The following is a 16,735-nucleotide window of genomic DNA, read 5'->3' as shown; positions in this document are numbered from 1 at the left end:
CGGTTGCTATTGGCCGGCTCAGGGGAGTAGACCCCCTTCCCGCCAGGCCTGCGCCAGCACCTCCCGGTGACGGCCGGGGTCCACCAGGAAGGCCAGCCGGGCGGGATCTCCGGCTCCCACGGGATAGGAGGGATGGCCATCCTCCAGCGCCAGGCTGCGTATGGGGAAAGCATCGACCACCCGGAGGGGAACTGGCTCACCGTAGGCCGGATTGGGAACCAGATCCAGCCCCCCCGGCCCCTGCAGCACATGATACGCAGCCCCGCCCCGCGCCCGCATCTCGGAAAAAGACGAGGGGAAGTGACGTTCCACCCAGTTGGCGATGACCAGGGCCACTGGCCCCACGTTGATGGTCACATGCCCGTACCCGGGAGGCACCAGGACGTAGTCGCCAGCGCGGGCCTTCACCACCACCACCTCGTCCGCGCCTCCCCGGCCCGGCTTCTGCAACAGGAACCAGGCCTGCCCGTGCACCACCTGGTAAAGTTCCGGATACGTGAGGTCTGCCCCCGGCACCGGGGCATGGTAATGACCGTGCGTGCGCACCGGCTCCCGCCCCGCCCGCGCCGCTGGGATCACGGTGAGGTCGTACCGCAAGCGGTGTTCCTCCAGGCGCTCCCTGTCCCGCGGCCAGCAGATGTCCCGGTACATCAGGTAAGCCGTACCCGCAGGGCAACTCGCGGGATCCTTCAGCACCGGGCGCAACTCCTCCCAGGATCGCCGGGACGGCTCCACCGCAGGCAACCCCCCGTTGAAAAAGAGCTGCGCCCCGTCCCCCAGGCGGATGGGCAACCCCGTCTGTACCAGGTGCACCCCTGCCACCATCACCACCTCCGGATTAACCCTCCCGCAGCCTGGTCCCGCCCGCACCCCATACCGGCAGCACGGGGTACAGCCGGCGTCACATGCGGTCAGGAAGCCACGAGCCAGGAGGCAAGGCCGCTCACCACGGTCAGCACCAGCGCCCCCACCAGAGCAGCCAGAAAACCGGATACGCTGAACCCGGGCACCAGAGCCGCGACCAGCCAGAGCAGCAAGGCATTCAGTACCAGGGTGAACAGCCCCAGGGTGAGCAGGTTGAGGGGCAGGAATAGGAGCAGGAGGAAGGGACGCACCAGGGCGTTCACCAGGCCCAGCACCGCGGCGGCCAGTACCGCCGCCCAGATGCCCCGCACCTCGATGCCTGCCACGATGTAAGGGAGGATGAGCAATCCCACCGCATTCAAGAGCCACCGCCGCAGGAGAGATTTCAACCGCCTCGCCCCTCTCTCTTTCACCGGGTCCCCATGTCGCCGGCTACCGCGAACCCGTAGCCAGGATCGCGGCGCCAGAGGAAGCCACGCTACCGGGAAGCGCTACTCGATGGAAATCTCCACCCGCTCCCCGTCCTCTTCGTCTTCGACTTCTATGATCTTCCCGGGGGCTCCTTCCCGGACGGCCGCCAGGATTTCATCGAGGTCAATCTTGTCCAGTTCGGGGATATCAGCAAAGCGCTTGGCAATGCCCAGCCCCACGGTGAGCAAACTCAAGGGCAGGTTCACGTTTACCATGGTGCGACCGGTCTCGGCGTTCATGACTTTGATCCGCAGCCAGGGAGTGCGACCCCGGGTGGCGGTGGTGGCTGTGGTGGCGCCGGCACTCACCTCCTCTTTCCCGCTGGCCCCCAGGGCCCCGAGCAGCCGGGTGGCCTCGTCCACCGTGATCTTCCCTTCCTGCAGCATGCGCAGGATACGTAGTTTTTCCTCGCCCATCGTTCTGCCTCCCTTCTTGCAGGCGGGTGCCCCCGCCAGGGGGTACCGCCTAACACTCAGTAACCCCGGACGCCACCTGGTAGCCCGAAGCCGACGGAGGCTCAGTAACTTCTAGCCCGAGGGTCTCCCGGACCAGCGTCAGCCAGAGGAGCAACTGCATAGCTCCGCCAGCCACGATGGCTATCCACACCGGCAACAAGCCCCGGGCGTACAGGAAACCACCCAGGGCACTTCCCACCGCCAGCCCGCCCCACCAGAGGCTCTGCAGCAGGCCGGAAAAGGTGGCCCGCACCGACGGCCGCACGCACTCGGCAGCCATGGCACTCACTGCCGGACCGCCAGCGTTCGCAGCCAGACAGATAAGGAACAGCAGGACGTACAGATGCCATATGCTCTTCACCAGGGGAAAGGCGGCGGCTCCCAGCCCCGCCCAAACGAGGGTGAAGGTGCCCACCTTCTTGCGTCCGTACCGGTCAGCCAACTTGCCCCCCAGGAAGATGGTGATGGCTGACCCCAGGGCCACCGCACTGCCCGCCCCTGCGATCTCCGTGTACCCTCCCCCCAGGTAGTCCTGCACCCAGAGGGGCAGAGCTAGGTTGATGACACCGTTGACCACAGCACTGACAAGGTGACCGGCCATAAGCCCCACGACGGTCGACCGCATCCCGGGCACCCAGAGACCTTCCCACGCCCCCCACCCCCTGCCCGGCCGGCAGCCACCCTCAGCGTAAAGGGGGGCTACCCGTGCACCACCTGCTCCGCCGGCAGGACATGATGGGCGCAGGGCCGAGGCCACGACCAGGGCGGCCAGGAAGAAGGGAAGGGAGGCCCCCATTGCCACCCGCGCGCCCCAGCGGTCAGCTATAACCCCGCCCAGAAGGGGGAATCCCACCCCCATGAGCCAGGCTACAGTCTGCAGTCCCCCGAAAAAGGTGGCCCGGGAGGAGTTCTGGCTCTCCCCTGCCACCAGAGCAGAGAAAGCAGGACCGGCCATCTGGCTCAGTCCGCTCAGGACTGCCACCGCCAGCAATAGATCCCAGCGCCGGGCCACCAGCAGCATGGCCGTTCCCGCAAGGTGAAGGAACCGGGCCATGAGGATGGCCTCCCGCCGGCCCCAGCGGTCACCCACCGCTCCTCCGCCCAAGGAACCAACCACAGCCGCCACCCCGCTCACGGACTGGTACAGCCCGATCCGGCCCGGATCCAGGCCCAGGGAGCGGAGGTACGGCGTGACCACCGATCCCATCAGGTAAAAGCCGCCCTGCACCAGGGTCCAGTAGGCCCACAGCTTCCGCTTCAACTGCTACTCCCCCTGGGTGGATACGGTAATAGAACCATTTGACGTACGCAGCCTGGCGTCCAGGCGCCGCTCTTTCTCTTCGAACCCGGGGGTGGCCACCTTCACCGTGGCCCGTGCCGCCGCTCCCTTCGCCCATTGACGGGCCAACCCCGGCAACTCGACCGTGATGCCGCCCAGGGAGGTGGTGGCATCGACGCGGTAACCGGCCTCCCGGTCCGGGCAGATCAGCCGGATGCTGCCGTTTGAGGTCCTGAGTTCGTAGGTATCCTGCTCGATGTCCTGGGGCTCCACCCGGATGCTCCCGTTGGAAGTGACGGCGACCAGCTTCCGCGCCGACAACCGTGCCACGATGGCCCCATTGGAAGTCTCCAGTTCAACCCGGTCACCTTCCACACCATCCAACTCAATACGGCCGTTGGAAGTGTCGAAATCCAGGACCTGGCAACGTATGGCACGGGCCCTCATGCGCCCGTTCGAGGTGGTGCCGCGCAGGACATACTCGCCCGGCGGAAGCTTGACCACCCCCGATACCGAGTAACCGCCTCCGAACATGCGCGCCGAACGCACTTTCAGGGAACGGTCCCCGGCCTCCACGGTTACCAGGTCGGTGGCATTCCGGGTTTCCCGCCCCCGGGCCCGGGTCTCCACCTCCAATCTCCACCCGGGGCCGTCCCAGCCTTCCACTTCCAGCCTGCCGTTGGCAAACTCCACATCCACTTCCCACGGTCCTTCCCCCCGGAACTGCCCCTCGCGGGTCAGGCTGTCGCTGAACTCGACCCCCACCCACGGGAACATCTCCAGCAGCTTCATCACGCCATCGGCGATGCCGGCACCCATACCCGCCATCTTCCCGCCGATCCGCTCACCCATGTCCTCCATGTGCTCGCCAATGCGCTCGCCAACGTCCTCCATCCTTTCACCAATGCGTTTACCCAGGTCCTCCATCCGCTCGCCGACCCGTTCGCCCGCGCCCGCCTCCCGGCGCTCGCCTCCCTTGCCGCCGCCCGCCAGGGCCTCAAGCAGACGGGCACCCTCTTCCGCGGTGATCTTGCCCTCGGCCACCATCTGCAGAACCAACCGCCGCTCTTCGTCCCCCATGCCCGTTCCCTCCCTACCTGGCTGCCGACACCACGATCGGCGCCGACTCGGAATTGGCCGTGGCCCCGGTATGCCGCACGAGCAAGCGCAAACCCCTCCCCAGTTAAATCGCGGCCAGCAGCCGGGCCGCCTCTTCGGCGGTGATCTTGCCCTTCTCCAGGGCGTCCAGCACCTCCTGACGGCGGCGCACCCGTTCTGCCTGTTCCTCTTCGTCCCCCGCCCGGGCGGGAGGAATACCCAGCGCCGTGAGGACGGCCTCCAGGCGCGCCCTCACGGTGGGGTAGGATATGCCCAGTTCTCGCTCCACTTCCCGCAGGTTCCCGCGGGCACGCAGGAATATCTCCACGAAATCCCGCTGCTCCTGGCTGAGCAGGCAAAACCGGCACAGCCGGAAACGCCCCTCCAGCGCCGTGGCACAGGCCGGGCAATAAAGGCGCACCGCCCGCAAGGGCTCACCACACACGGGGCAACGACCAGGAACAACACGTTCCTCCACCGGTCAATCCCTCCTGCACGAGAGTATAAAGGGGGGCCTTGACGATGTCAAGAGCCTGCTTTAACTTCCTGGCGGTTTGCGGTCGGCCCTGCGGCCAGACGGCATAGCGATGGTGTTACCCGGGGGCAGAGCGGGTAGCGCTACCGCTCGGGCGAATTCGGTAGTTTTCAGTAGCTTTCCGGGGGACAGAGGGTAGGATGGCGGAGATCAACCACGAGGAGGGATGGAGCACATGCGCGTGGGTAAAGCCGTGGCCCTGGTGCTGGTGGTCGGCCTAGTGATCTTGGCGATCGCCGGTTGCGGCGGCGGAGGAGGATCAGCCGGCAAGACCATCAAGATAGGCGCCTTCTACCCGCTGACCGGCCCCAACGCCATCAAGGGTCAGTTCAACCGCAACGGGACGGAGCTGGCAGTGCGGGACATTAACGCTGCCGGCGGCGTGCTGGGGAAGAGAATCGAAGTTCTCTATGAGGATACGCAGGGCCGGAAGGAAAACGTGGTGAACGTGGTCCGCAAGCTGGTCGAGCAGGACAAAGTCGTGGCGCTGCTGGGGGAAGTGGCCAGCTCGGTGAGTATCGCCGCCGGCCCAGTCGTGAAGCAGTACAAGATACCGTGCATCGCTCCCACATCCACCAACCTGCGCGTGGTCCTGGACCCCGAAGATCCCAAGTCGGCGCTGGTCACGGTCAGGTGGGACCCCTCAGCCAAGCTGAACCCGTATTACTTCCGGGCCTGCTTCGTCGATCCCGTGCAGGGTGCCGCCCTGGCCCAATTCGCCTACGATAAGCTGGGCAAGCGCACTGCCGCCATCTACTACAACATAGCTCAGGACTATAACAAGGGCCTGGCCATGGTGTTCAAGGACCAGTGGCTGAAGCTGGGAGGCCAGATCGTCGCCGAAGAAACATATCCCGATGGAACGCAGGATTTCAAGCCGCAGCTCACCAACATCAAAACCGCCTCGCCCGAGGTCCTACTCATACCGAACACGTATGCCGAAAACGGCCTCATCCTCAAGCAGGCCAGGGAACTGGGGCTAAGCACCGTATTCCTGCTGGGCGATGCCAGCCATGCCCCGCGACTGATCGAAGTGGCCGGCAAGGAGGCCGCGGAGGGCCTGTACCTCTCCACCCTTTACGCCCCGGACGACCCGGACCCCAAGGCTAAAGCCTTCGCAGAAAAGTACCGTAACGCTTACCACGAAGACCCCAACTCCAACGCGGCCTTCTCGTACGAGGCCATGATTGTCCTGGCCAAAGCCATCCAGCAGGCGGGCAAGGCGGAGCCCCAGGCCATCCGGGACGCTCTGGAGAAAATCTCCGGCGTGGACGTGCCCACCGGCACCTTCACCATGGATCCTTCCACCCATGCCCCGCTCGACAAGCCCGTCGTTATCATCACGGTCAAGGACGGCAAATTCTACTTCGTCGACAAGGTAGTGCCAAGGTAACGGTATGACCAGCCTTGTCCAGCAGCTCATAAACGGCCTGGCCATCGGCAGCGTTTACGCCCTGGTCGCAGTTGGGTACACTCTCGTGTTCGGCGTGCTCCGCTTCATCAACTTCGCCCACGGGAGCATAGTCACCCTGGGTGCCTACTTCGGCCTCTTTGCCGTGGCCACTCTCCGCCTTCCCATCGCCGGGGTTTTCGCCCTGGCGCTGGTCCTTACGGGGATTTCGTCGATGGGGGTCGAGCGGGGAGCCTACCGGCCCCTCCGGCTCAAGGGCGTCCCCACCCTGAACATCCTCATCACCTCGATCGGCGTATCGTTCCTGGTGGAGAACTGCATCGTGGTATTCGTGAGCGCCGACTTCCACTCGTTCCCGGCCCACATACTGCCGTCCCTTCCCCTCAGCCTCGGCAACGTGGCCAAGGTAGCGCCGGTGGACATCCTGATATGCGCGGTAGCCATCTCCCTCATGACCTTCCTGTACCTTTTCCTCATCAACACCAAGACGGGGGTAGCCATCAGGGCAGTAGCGTACGATGCACCCGCTGCTGCCCTGATGGGCATCAACATCAACCTGACGGTGGGGATCACCTTCTTCCTGGCCGGCGTGATGGCCGCGGCGGCCGGGGTCCTGCTGGGGATGAAGTTCAGCGTCAACCCGTACCTGGGCGGCCTGTTCGGCCTGAAGTCCTTCGCAGCAGCGGTGGTGGGCGGAATAGGGAGCGTCCCCGGGGCATACCTCGGTGGTTACGCAGTGGGCCTGCTGGAAACCCTGGGGGCCGCGTACGTCAGCTCCAATTTCAAGGATGCCATCGCGTTCGTCCTGCTGGTGTTGATCCTGCTATTCCGCCCCACCGGCCTGCTGGGTCGGCGCATCCAGGAGAAGGTGTGAACCATGAGCCACTTCCGCATGCGCCTCGGATCGCTGCTTCTGTTTGCAGCCGGCGCCCACATCCTGGGCCATCTTGCTCAATCGTGGCTCCCCAGCTACTTCGTATCCCTGCTCACCTTCATGGCCATCAACTCCATCCTGGCGGTGAGCTGGAACCTGGTCTCTGGATTCACCGGGCAGTTCAGCCTGGGTCACGCCGGCTTCATGGCGGTGGGTGCCTATACTTCCGCCCTGCTGATGATGAAGGCCCACTGGTCCTTCCTGCCCGCCCTGCTGACCGGAGGAGCGGCAGCGGCCGCCTGCGGCTTCCTGGTGGGATTTCCCTGCCTCAGACTGGTGGGTGACTACCTGGCCGTGGTGACGCTCGGGTTCCACTACATCATCCTGGCGGTCATCAACAACACCCCCAACCTGACGGGTGGGGGCCTGGGCATTGTCGGCGTCCCCCTGCGCACCGACCTGGCGGTGGCGCTGCTGGCGCTCGTGGTCACCGTGTGGCTGGTGGGCAACTTCGTCTATTCCCGACACGGCAGGTGCTGCCGGGCCGTCAAGGAGGACGAGATAGCGGCACAGTGCCTGGGCATAAACACCACGTACTACAAGCTGGCGGCATTCACCATCTCCTCTTTCTTCGCTGGCGTGGGCGGCGCGCTCACCGGGCACTTCACCATGTACCTGCACCCGGACGTCTTCAATTACCTGAAGACCGTGGAATCGGTGACCATGGTCATCCTGGGCGGGCTGGGAAGCCTCACCGGTTCGCTGCTGGGAGCGTGCGCCATCACCGCGCTTCCTGAGGTGTTCCGCAACGCGGGTACCCTGCTGCACTCACTCGGCTATGCGGCCGCCTCCCAGTGGGTGCGCTCGGCCTGGATGGTGATGTATTCCCTGCTACTGGTTCTAATGATGCTCTTGCGGCCCAGAGGATTGCTCGGTGGCTGGGAGATGAGCTGGCAGTGGGCGGTCGCCCGGCTGGCCAAGCGCCTGCGGGCGCGGGAGCAAGGAGGGAAGGGGCTTGGGTCCTCTCCTTGAACTGGACAATGTCACCATGCGGTTCGGGGGCCTCACTGCCCTCAACCAACTGACCATGGAGGTGAGAGAGGGTCTGACCACGGGGTTGATCGGACCCAACGGCGCCGGCAAAACCACGGTGTTCAACGTGGTGACGGGCCTGTACCGCCCCACGTCCGGCGACATCAGGTACGCAGGGCAGAGCATCGTGGGACTACCGCCGCACCAGATCGCCAAGAACGGTATAGCCCGCACCTTTCAGAACATCCGCCTGTTCAAGAACCTCACCGTGTACGAGAACGTGCGCGCGGCGGGACACCTCAGCACGGCCTATTCCATGCCCACCGCCTTCTTCCACCAGCCTCCCTTCGAACAGCAAGAGGGCCTCCTCAACGAAGACATACATCGCCTGCTGGGCATGCTGGGATTGCTTTCCCGCAAGGACGAACTGGCCAGCAGCCTTCCGTACGGACTCCAGCGACGCGTGGAGATTGCCCGCGCCCTCATGCTACGGCCCCGGCTCCTCCTCCTGGACGAGCCAGCCGCAGGGATGAACCCCCAGGAATCACGAGACTTGATCGGGTTCATCAAAGACGTCAAGAGCATGTTCGGCCTCACGGTGTTCATCATCGAACACCACATGGATGTGGTGATGCCCCTGTCGGACGTGGTCTATGTCCTCAACTTCGGAAAGCTCCTGAGCAAGGGCACGCCGGAAGAGGTCCAGAACGACCCCCGCGTCATCGAGGCCTACCTCGGAGAGGAAGAGACCGATGTTGCAAGTTGAGTCCCTGCACGTGTACTACGGGGGCATCCATGCCCTGGACGGTGTCTCCCTCAAGGTGGAGGAAGGCGAAGTAGTGGCGGTGATCGGAGCCAACGGAGCCGGCAAGAGCACCCTGCTGCGCTGCATATCCGGTCTGGTCAGGTGCCAATCGGGCAAGATCCGCTTCCAGGGAGCCGATATCGCCGGGGCCCCGCCCCACCAGGTGGTCAAAATGGGGATCGCCCATGCACCCGAGGGCCGGCGCGTATTCGGGGAGTTCACCGTCAGGCAGAACCTTCTGCTGGGGGCATTCCTGCGCCGCAACAAACACGAAATCGAACGGGACCTGGAACAGGTATTCCGGCTCTTCCCCCGGCTCAAAGAGCGGGAAGCCCAGCTCGCCGGGACGTTGAGCGGGGGGGAGCAGCAGATGCTCTGCATTGCCCGCGCCCTGATGTCCGGGCCGCGCCTCCTCATGATGGACGAGCCATCCATGGGCCTGGCCCCGGTGCTGGTACAGGACATATACCGGGAAATAGCACGCCTGCGCGGCACCATCACCATCCTGCTGGTGGAGCAAAACGCTTTCCAGGCCCTGCGCACCGCCGACCGCGCCTATATCCTGGAGACCGGGCGCCTGGTGGCAGAAGGCGCTGCCAGGGAACTCCTGCGTGACCCTGCCGTAAAGAGAGCATACCTGGGAGTCTGACCCAACTCGCGCCCCCCGAGAGCAACGCACCTAGGCGAACACCTGGTGGCGAGGCAGCCTCACGGTGAATGCGGTCCAGCCATCCCTCACCTGGAACCACACCTCACCCCCCAGATTGCGGGCCAGCTCCCGCACCGCAGGCAGGCCCATGCCCGTAGACGGCTCTCCCGTCACCGGATCGAACTTGGTGCTGTAGCCCGGCGTGAAGATGAGTTCCGCGTCCTGGGCGGGTATACCGACCCCGTTGTCGCGAACCGTCAGCAGAAGGTCGGCACCCCCTACCGCGGTGTCCACGACTACCTCGCCGCTGCCGGGAATAGCTTCCACCGCGTTGCTCAAGAGGTTGTCCAGGATCGAGAGCAAGGCATGGATGTGCACGACCGACGCATCCTGGCCCACGGCGATACGAAACCGTACGTCCTTCCCGAGGCGTCGCGCATGTTCCTCGTTAGCGTCCACGGCCACCCGGCATACCTCGGAGAGCTTCATCCCGGCGTCGGAATCCCACCCCGGCACCGCCCTCTTCATCCCCGCCACAATGCGACGCTGTGCCTTCTTCACCTCGTGCATCTGCTTGGCCAGCTCCAGTAACTCCGGTGCCAGGTCGGATACCCGCTCCGCAGGCGTGTCTTGAAGTTGCCGGTACAGCTTGTAGGCATGTACCGCCAGATGCTCAATCTGCATGCTCGCCTTCTCCAAAAAAAGGGCTTCGGTGCGCAGGCCCGTGACCATGAGGAGCAGTTCCAGGTGCTTTTTCCGCTCCTGCTCCCGCAAGTGCTCCCGGTGCTGTTCGTTGATAATGTAAAACAGGCCCAGGACCAGGCAGCTGCGAATGACAGCCACCAGCAGACACAGCCCGATTCTGGCGGGGAGACCGATCCAGGAGTCGATCTCCCCCCGAAGGGCCATCTCGAACAGGTTGGAACCCGTGTCGGCAATCGTCAAACCCGCCCCCGCCGCCAGAGGCCGGTCAACCCTCCGGCTGACTCGCAGGGCAGTGAGCAAGGCGGCGAACACCATATAGTAAGCCGCCCCAGGAAAATTGACGGCCAGGAGGGGGGCAAGCATCGTCTTCCCCCCGGCAAAGACGTATCCCAGGCATGTTCGAAAAACGAGCACTCCTGCCAGCGTGAAGAGGCCCGGGACAACCCACGAACCGGAACCCGCGGAGATGGCGGCGAATGCATACCCCGCGGGCCCCAGGCCGAACCGAAACGCGGTACCGAAAGGATTTACCTTCACCTCGCCCAGGATGGCGACGGCAAGGACGGTGACCGCCACACGTCGGGCGCCGGGACCACCCCCGGACCAACCGTCCCTCCTTGCGCCACCGGTACGCGCGGCAGAACTCATAGGCGCCCCGCGTCGGCCTCGGCGCTGGCCTCCATCCTGGCCGTGACCTCTGCCGATAGGGCTTCGATGAACTTGCGTATGCTGACCCTTCCCCGGTACGGGCTCTGCTTCTTGGGGTAGCGCATGTCATTTCTCAGTTCGACGAAGTCGAAAAACACTCCTCCGTACCTATGCACAAGGTCGTTCCCGTAATCCTCCAGAGCAAGGGCCGCCATGTTCAACTGCGCTGCAGCGACCGCACGCCTTATGCGCTGCTGGATAGCCTTCATAGACGTTGAAACGCCAGCCTCCTGGCGCTGCTGGTAATACCTGTACACCAGCGCTTCCACGTCCTGCAAACGCCCCACCGGATCACCGAGTTCCTGCCTGGCCGCCAGCAACCTGACCAGCACGAACAGGTCCCGGCAACCTGGCTCGCCCAGGATGCCCAGTTCCGAAAAAATCCGCCGGGCAATGCGCAGCGCCCGTTCCGGGTCGGGGCTCATGGGCATTTCTGCGGCACTCGCTGGGCGGCCGGAGGCATCCCAGACCAGTCGCTTAATGTCCCCGAGCAGCCGCCCCATCGATCGTCTTTCCATGACGCTGGTACTCACCGCGAGAACCTCGTAAAAATTCAACGGCTTTCTGACGAAGAACTCCACTCCGGCTTGGTACGCGCGACTCACCACGGAAGGATCAGAGACCTGGCTGATGACTATGAACGGGGACGGAAAGGCCTGACTTCTGAGCCGTTCCACCACGGTCAGTCCGTCCACGCGGGGTAGGAGGATGTCCACGAAAACCAGGTCGGGGCGCGGAGACATCGCCAGGAGCACTTCCTGTGCCTCTTCGCCGTCTCCCGACTCTCCCACGACGACCCCCACGCCGCTACCTTCCAGGATATTCCTCAACATGCGCCGCACACTGGCGTCGTCCTCGACGGTGAAAACCCGCCAGGCCAAGGAGGCCACCTCCGGCACCCGCCCGCGAACGCCCACCCAAATGCTCATCAAGAGGCACCCACGAAAGCAGACCAGTTGGATTTATTCTCCGATCCGCTGAAGTTCCCTGCAAATGCTTTCCGCCGACCCTTCCCTGACCCCCATGGTGCTTGTGTATACCGTTGCAGTTAGCCCCCCAGGTACTCCTTTAGCCTGCGGGCAGCAGCCAGATTCATGCCGGGGACAGCGGCTAGCTCCTCCACCGAAGCCGATGCCATTTGCTCCAGGGAAGCAAACCGGCGCAACAATTCCTTCTTCCGGCGGGGGCCGATCCCGGGGACCTCATCCAGAAGCGAGCGTATCCCTTCGCGCTTGCGGGCACGCCGGTGGTGGCCCAGGGCGAAGCGGTGGGCTTCATCGCGGAGCCACTGCACCAGGTGCAGGGCGGCCGAGTCGCGCGGCAACTGGACGGGTTCGGGTCTGCCGGGCAGGAACAACAGCTCCTGCTCCTTGGCCAGGCCCATGACGGGGATGTGATCCAGGCCCAGGGCGCGCAACACCTCGAGGGCGGCGTTGAGCTGCCCGCGACCGCCGTCCACCAGCACCAGGTCGGGCATCGATGCGAACCCGGTGCCGGCGCCGGCCTCCTCCAACCCCCTGCGGAAGCGGCGGAACAGGATTTCCTGCATCATGGCGTAGTCGTCCGGCCCGGGGGTCCTCAGGCGGAAGAGGCGGTAGTGGTCCTTGCGCGGCATGCCGTCTTCGAATACTACCAGCGACCCCACCGCCTGGCGGCCATGCAGGTTGGAGATATCGTAGCCTTCCAGACGGCGCACGGGACCGGGCAACCCGGCCAGATCTCCCAGCACCCGGGCAGCTTCCCGGCCTGTCTCGCGGCGGCGCTCCTCTTGCGGCCCGACATCGTTGAGGACCTGACGGGCATTCTCGGTCACCAGGTCCACCAGATGCCTCTTTTCGCCCTTCTTGGGGACGACCAGGGAAACCCGGTGGCCGGCCTGCTGTGTCAACCACCGCTCGATGAGGTCTGCTTCCTCGGGCGAGGCGGGCAGCAAGATCTGCCCAGGGATGTCCTCCGCCTCGGCGTAATGCTGCTTCAAGAATGCACCCAGGATCTCCGGGTCGGACGCGGCGCCGCCGGAGCCAGCAACGGCCTCACCCTCTGCGGCGTCGGCCGGAGCAGCGGGGAGAAGATAGTGGCGGCGGCCCACCACCTTGCCCGCGCGCATGAAGAACACCTGCACGCACACGTCTTGTCCCGCCCGGGCCAGCCCCACCACGTCCTGATCCTCCAGGCGGGTGGATACCATCTTCTGCTCCTCGATCAGGCGGTCGAGGGCCTGGATCTGATCCCGCAGGCGAGCCGCCTTCTCGAACTCCAGCCGCTCGGCCGCTTCCTCCATGCGGGCGCGCAGGCGGTCGCGCACCTCCTCCCCCCGCCCGCCCAGGAACAGGCAGAGGTCGCGCACCACCTGGCGGTACTCCTCCTGGTCCACCTCTCCCGTGCAGGGCCCCAGGCAGCGGCCGATGTGGTAGTTGAGGCAGGGCCGGCCCGCATTCTCCAGTACCCGGTCCGAACAGGTGCGCAGGGGGAAGAGGCGTCGGCACAGACGCATGGTCTCGTGTACGACAGACGCGGGATAGTAAGGGCCGAAGTAGCGGGAACCGTCCCGCCGGGCGCGCCGGGCGATCACCAGCCGCGGCCAGCGGTCCTCCGTGGTCACCCGCAGGTACGGGTAGTGCTTGTCGTCCTTGAGCATCACGTTGTACCGGGGACGGTGCTTCTTGACCAGGTTGGACTCCAGGGTGAGGGCTTCCAGCTCGGTGTCGGTGATGATGTAATCCAGGCCGGCGGCCCGGCTGAGCATGGCCATGGTGCGCTGGTTCAACCCGGCGGAAGAGTGAAAATACGAACGCACCCGGTTGCGGAGCGAGAGGGCCTTTCCCACGTAAATGACCTGCCCGCCGGCGTCCTTGAACAGGTACACGCCGGGCCGGTCGGGCAGGTTCCTCACCAGTTCCCGCCACCGTTCCTGCTCCACTAGTGGTCGCCATCCCCTCCCACCGTGCGGCCCTCCAGCCAGCGGCGCAGGAAACGCCCGGTGTGGCAGTCGGCGCGGGCCACCTCTTCGGGGGGACCCTGGGCCACCACCCGGCCCCCGCGCTCTCCCCCTTCCGGTCCCAGGTCAATGATCCAGTCCGCGGTCTTGATGACGTCCATGTTATGTTCGATGACCACCACCGTGTTGCCCGCGTCCACCAGCCGGTGCAGCACGGCCAGCAGTTTCTTGACGTCGTCGAAGTGCAAACCTGTGGTGGGCTCATCCAGGATGTACATGGTGCGACCCGTGGCCCGGCGGGAAAGCTCCGCGGCCAGTTTTACCCGCTGGGCTTCCCCGCCCGAAAGGGTGGTGGCGGGCTGGCCCAGCTTGATGTATCCCAGCCCCACGTCGTACAGCGTCTCCAGCTTGCGCCGCAGGCGGGGCAGGGAGGCAAAGAACCCCAGTGCCTCCTCCACCGTCATGTCCAGGATTTCCGAGATGTTGCGGCCCCGGTACCTGACCTCTAAGGTTTCGCGGTTGTAGCGCTTGCCCTTGCAGACCTCGCAGGGGACGTACACATCCGGCAAAAAGTGCATCTCTATCTTGATGATGCCGTCGCCGCGGCAGGCTTCGCAGCGCCCGCCCCGCACGTTGAAGCTGAACCTCCCGGGGCGGTAACCCCGCATGCGGGCCTCGGGCGTGGAGGCAAACGCCTCCCGCACGAAGTCGAAGGCCCCGATGTAGGTGGCAGGGTTGGACCGGGGCGTGCGTCCAATCGGTGACTGGTCTATCTCGATGACCTTGTCCAGGTGTTCGATCCCCTCTATCCCCCGGTGCTCACCGGGACGCAGGCGGGCTCCGTGCAGCTCTACCGCCAGCCTGCGGTACAGGATCTCGTTCACCAGGGTGCTCTTCCCCGAACCCGATACCCCGGTGACGCAGATGAAGGTGCCCAGGGGGAAGGACACGTCGATGTCCTTCAGGTTGTGCTCCCGCGCCCCCCGCACCGTAAGGACCTTGCCGTTCCCCGGCCTGCGCGCCAGGGGAACTTCGATGAGCGCCGCCCCCGACAGGTACCGCCCGGTGAGGGAACGCGGGCACGACGCCACCTCATCCACGGTGCCGGCCACCACCACTTCGCCGCCGTGGGCGCCGGCCCCGGGACCCATGTCGATGATCCAGTCGGCGGCCCGCATCATCTCTTCGTCGTGCTCGACCACCAGCACCGTATTGCCCAGGTCCCGCAACCGCTTCAAAGTGGCGATGAGGCGGGTGTTATCCCTCTGGTGCAACCCGATGCTGGGCTCGTCCAGGATGTACAGGACCCCCATGAGACCGGAGCCGATCTGGGTGGCCAGGCGGATGCGCTGGGCCTCACCACCGGCCAGCGTACCCGTCGGGCGATCCAGGGTGAGGTAGTCAAGGCCCACGTTGACCATGAACCCCAGCCGGGCCTGAATCTCTTTCAGGATGCGGTCAGCTATCAGGCGTTCCCGCGGGGTGAGTTCCAGACGGGAGAAGAACTCCTGCGCCTGGGCCACCGACATGGCGGTGACCTGGGCGATGGAAAGACCGCCCACCTTGACCGCCAGGGCCTCGGGCCGCAAGCGTGCCCCCTTACAGGCCGGGCAGGGGCGGCTGGACATGAATTCCTCTATCTCCATACGCTGGGCCTCGGTCTGGGCTTCCTTGTAACGGCGCTCCAGGTTGGCGATCACCCCGTCGAAGTAGATATCCTGGACCCGCACCCTTCCGTAAGGGTTAACGTACCGGAAGCGGATGCGCTCCCCCGGAGCCCCGTACAGGATGATGTTCACCTGCCGGGGATCCAGGTCGGCCACCGGCACCTCGGTGTCGATGCCGAAGTGCTCCGCCACCGCCTCGAGCAGTTGGGGATAATAGGTTCCGTTCCCCCGGTACCAGGGCACCACGGCCCCCTCGGACAGGGACCTGGAGCGGTCCAGGACCAGGTCGGGGTCGATCTCCATGCTGGTGCCCAGCCCGTCGCACTCCGGGCAGGCCCCATAGGGGCTGTTGAAGGAAAACAGGCGGGGCTGCAACTCCCCCAGGGAAACCCCGCAGTCGGGGCAGGCCATCTCCTGGGAGAAGAGCATCTCCTCCCCATCCAGCACCTGCACCACCGCCAGGCCCCCGGAAAGCTCCACCGCCTTCTCCAGGGAGTCGGCCAGGCGGCTGCCCACGTCGGGGCGCACCACGATGCGGTCCACCACCGCCTCGATGGTGTGCCGCCTGTACTTCTCAAGCTGAATATCTTCGGAAAGTTCCCGGACCTCGCCGTCCACCCGCACCCGCACGTACCCGGCCCGGCGGAGGTCTTCCAACACCTTCTGGTGCTCCCCCTTGCGCCCCCGCACCATGGGTGCCAGCACCAGCAGCCGCCGACCTTCCCCCAGGGAAAGCACGCGGTCCACCATCTGGTCCACAGTCATGGAGGTGATCGGCCGCCCGCAACGGGGGCAGTGGGGCTTGCCGATGCGGGCGAAGAGCAGCCGCAGGTAATCGTACACCTCGGTGACCGTCCCCACCGTGGAGCGGGGGTTGCGGCTGGCCGCCTTCTGGTCGATGCAGATGGCCGGCGACAGCCCCTCGATCAGGTCCACGTCGGGCTTGTCCAGTTGCCCCAGAAACTGGCGGGCATACGCAGACAGCGACTCCACATACCGCCGCTGCCCCTCGGCAAACAGGGTGTCAATGGCCAGGCTGCTCTTGCCACTCCCCGACACCCCGGTGATCACCACCAGGCAGTTGCGGGGGATCTCCACGTCGATATCCTTCAGGTTGTGTTCGCGGGCGCCGCGCACCAGTATGGTATCGCGCCCCCTGGAAACCTCGCGCATTGGTCAAACTGCGGACTCCCGGTCCCCTGAGTTCACCCGGCATGCCACACGGGTAACGGGGCCGGTACGCC

General features: G+C 65.2%; 15 protein-coding genes. 5 read left to right on the top strand and 10 right to left on the bottom strand.

Features of this window, described 5'->3' with window-relative positions; all coding sequences use genetic code 11:
- Window positions 1–18: 18 nt before the first annotated feature.
- From AB1446_08510 to AB1446_08485, 6 genes are all read right to left on the bottom strand, one after another.
- On the bottom strand, window positions 19–822 hold the full coding sequence (locus AB1446_08510; GenBank protein ID MEW6546943.1) for a glucose-6-phosphate isomerase family protein: 804 nt from the start codon (window positions 820–822) through the stop codon (window positions 19–21).
- An 89-nt stretch (window positions 823–911) separates the two neighbouring features.
- The gene (locus AB1446_08505; protein MEW6546942.1) at window positions 912–1,253 is read right to left on the bottom strand and encodes a phage holin family protein; all 342 of its coding nucleotides are present in this window, start codon (window positions 1,251–1,253) and stop codon (window positions 912–914) included.
- Between the two features lie 102 nt (window positions 1,254–1,355).
- Complete coding sequence (locus AB1446_08500; protein ID MEW6546941.1) at window positions 1,356–1,751, bottom strand: hypothetical protein; 396 nt, start codon at window positions 1,749–1,751, stop codon at window positions 1,356–1,358.
- A gap of 49 nt (window positions 1,752–1,800) precedes the next feature.
- Entirely contained in the window at window positions 1,801–3,051 is a 1,251-nt protein-coding gene (locus AB1446_08495; GenBank protein MEW6546940.1) for an MFS transporter, read from the bottom strand.
- 3 nt (window positions 3,052–3,054) lie between these two features.
- Window positions 3,055–4,149 (bottom strand): DUF4097 family beta strand repeat-containing protein, encoded by a 1,095-nt coding sequence (locus tag AB1446_08490; GenBank protein MEW6546939.1) that lies wholly within the window; start codon window positions 4,147–4,149, stop codon window positions 3,055–3,057.
- 103 nt (window positions 4,150–4,252) lie between these two features.
- Complete coding sequence (locus AB1446_08485; protein MEW6546938.1) at window positions 4,253–4,645, bottom strand: DUF2089 domain-containing protein; 393 nt, start codon at window positions 4,643–4,645, stop codon at window positions 4,253–4,255.
- A 232-nt stretch (window positions 4,646–4,877) separates the two neighbouring features.
- Between AB1446_08485 and AB1446_08480 the strand changes: the two genes are divergently transcribed.
- Genes AB1446_08480 through AB1446_08460 form a run of 5 tightly spaced genes read left to right on the top strand, consistent with a single transcriptional unit; the run spans window position 4,878 to window position 9,473 of the window.
- On the top strand, window positions 4,878–6,095 hold the full coding sequence (locus AB1446_08480) for an ABC transporter substrate-binding protein (protein MEW6546937.1): 1,218 nt from the start codon (window positions 4,878–4,880) through the stop codon (window positions 6,093–6,095).
- Window positions 6,096–6,099: 4 nt separating this feature from the next.
- Window positions 6,100–6,987 (top strand): branched-chain amino acid ABC transporter permease, encoded by an 888-nt coding sequence (locus tag AB1446_08475; GenBank protein ID MEW6546936.1) that lies wholly within the window; start codon window positions 6,100–6,102, stop codon window positions 6,985–6,987.
- A 3-nt stretch (window positions 6,988–6,990) separates the two neighbouring features.
- Window positions 6,991–8,019 carry a branched-chain amino acid ABC transporter permease gene (locus tag AB1446_08470; protein MEW6546935.1) on the top strand — a complete coding sequence of 343 codons (1,029 nt, stop codon included), beginning with the start codon at window positions 6,991–6,993 and terminating at the stop codon, window positions 8,017–8,019.
- Window positions 8,003–8,785 (top strand): ABC transporter ATP-binding protein, encoded by a 783-nt coding sequence (locus AB1446_08465; protein MEW6546934.1) that lies wholly within the window; start codon window positions 8,003–8,005, stop codon window positions 8,783–8,785. The genes AB1446_08470 and AB1446_08465 overlap by 17 nt, the downstream gene beginning before the upstream one ends.
- Window positions 8,772–9,473 (top strand): ABC transporter ATP-binding protein, encoded by a 702-nt coding sequence (locus AB1446_08460; protein ID MEW6546933.1) that lies wholly within the window; start codon window positions 8,772–8,774, stop codon window positions 9,471–9,473. The genes AB1446_08465 and AB1446_08460 overlap by 14 nt, the downstream gene beginning before the upstream one ends.
- A gap of 30 nt (window positions 9,474–9,503) precedes the next feature.
- Here AB1446_08460 and AB1446_08455 read toward each other — a convergent pair whose 3' ends face one another.
- The 4 genes from AB1446_08455 to uvrA form a co-directional block, all read right to left on the bottom strand.
- Window positions 9,504–10,754 carry a sensor histidine kinase gene (locus AB1446_08455; protein MEW6546932.1) on the bottom strand — a complete coding sequence of 417 codons (1,251 nt, stop codon included), beginning with the start codon at window positions 10,752–10,754 and terminating at the stop codon, window positions 9,504–9,506.
- 68 nt (window positions 10,755–10,822) lie between these two features.
- Window positions 10,823–11,767, bottom strand: coding sequence for a DNA-binding domain-containing protein (locus AB1446_08450; GenBank protein ID MEW6546931.1), 945 nt, complete (start codon window positions 11,765–11,767; stop codon window positions 10,823–10,825).
- A 167-nt stretch (window positions 11,768–11,934) separates the two neighbouring features.
- Window positions 11,935–13,806 carry an excinuclease ABC subunit UvrC gene (uvrC, locus tag AB1446_08445; protein ID MEW6546930.1) on the bottom strand — a complete coding sequence of 624 codons (1,872 nt, stop codon included), beginning with the start codon at window positions 13,804–13,806 and terminating at the stop codon, window positions 11,935–11,937.
- Window positions 13,806–16,664 carry an excinuclease ABC subunit UvrA gene (gene uvrA, locus AB1446_08440; protein ID MEW6546929.1) on the bottom strand — a complete coding sequence of 953 codons (2,859 nt, stop codon included), beginning with the start codon at window positions 16,662–16,664 and terminating at the stop codon, window positions 13,806–13,808. Before uvrA ends, uvrC begins: the two co-directional genes overlap by 1 nt.
- Window positions 16,665–16,735: the final 71 nt, after the last annotated feature.

Source organism: Bacillota bacterium (assembly GCA_040757085.1).
In the GTDB taxonomy this organism is placed as follows: domain Bacteria; phylum Bacillota; class Sulfobacillia; order JACIYH01; family JACIYH01; genus JACIYH01.
This window is presented reverse-complemented; position numbering and strand designations above follow the sequence as displayed.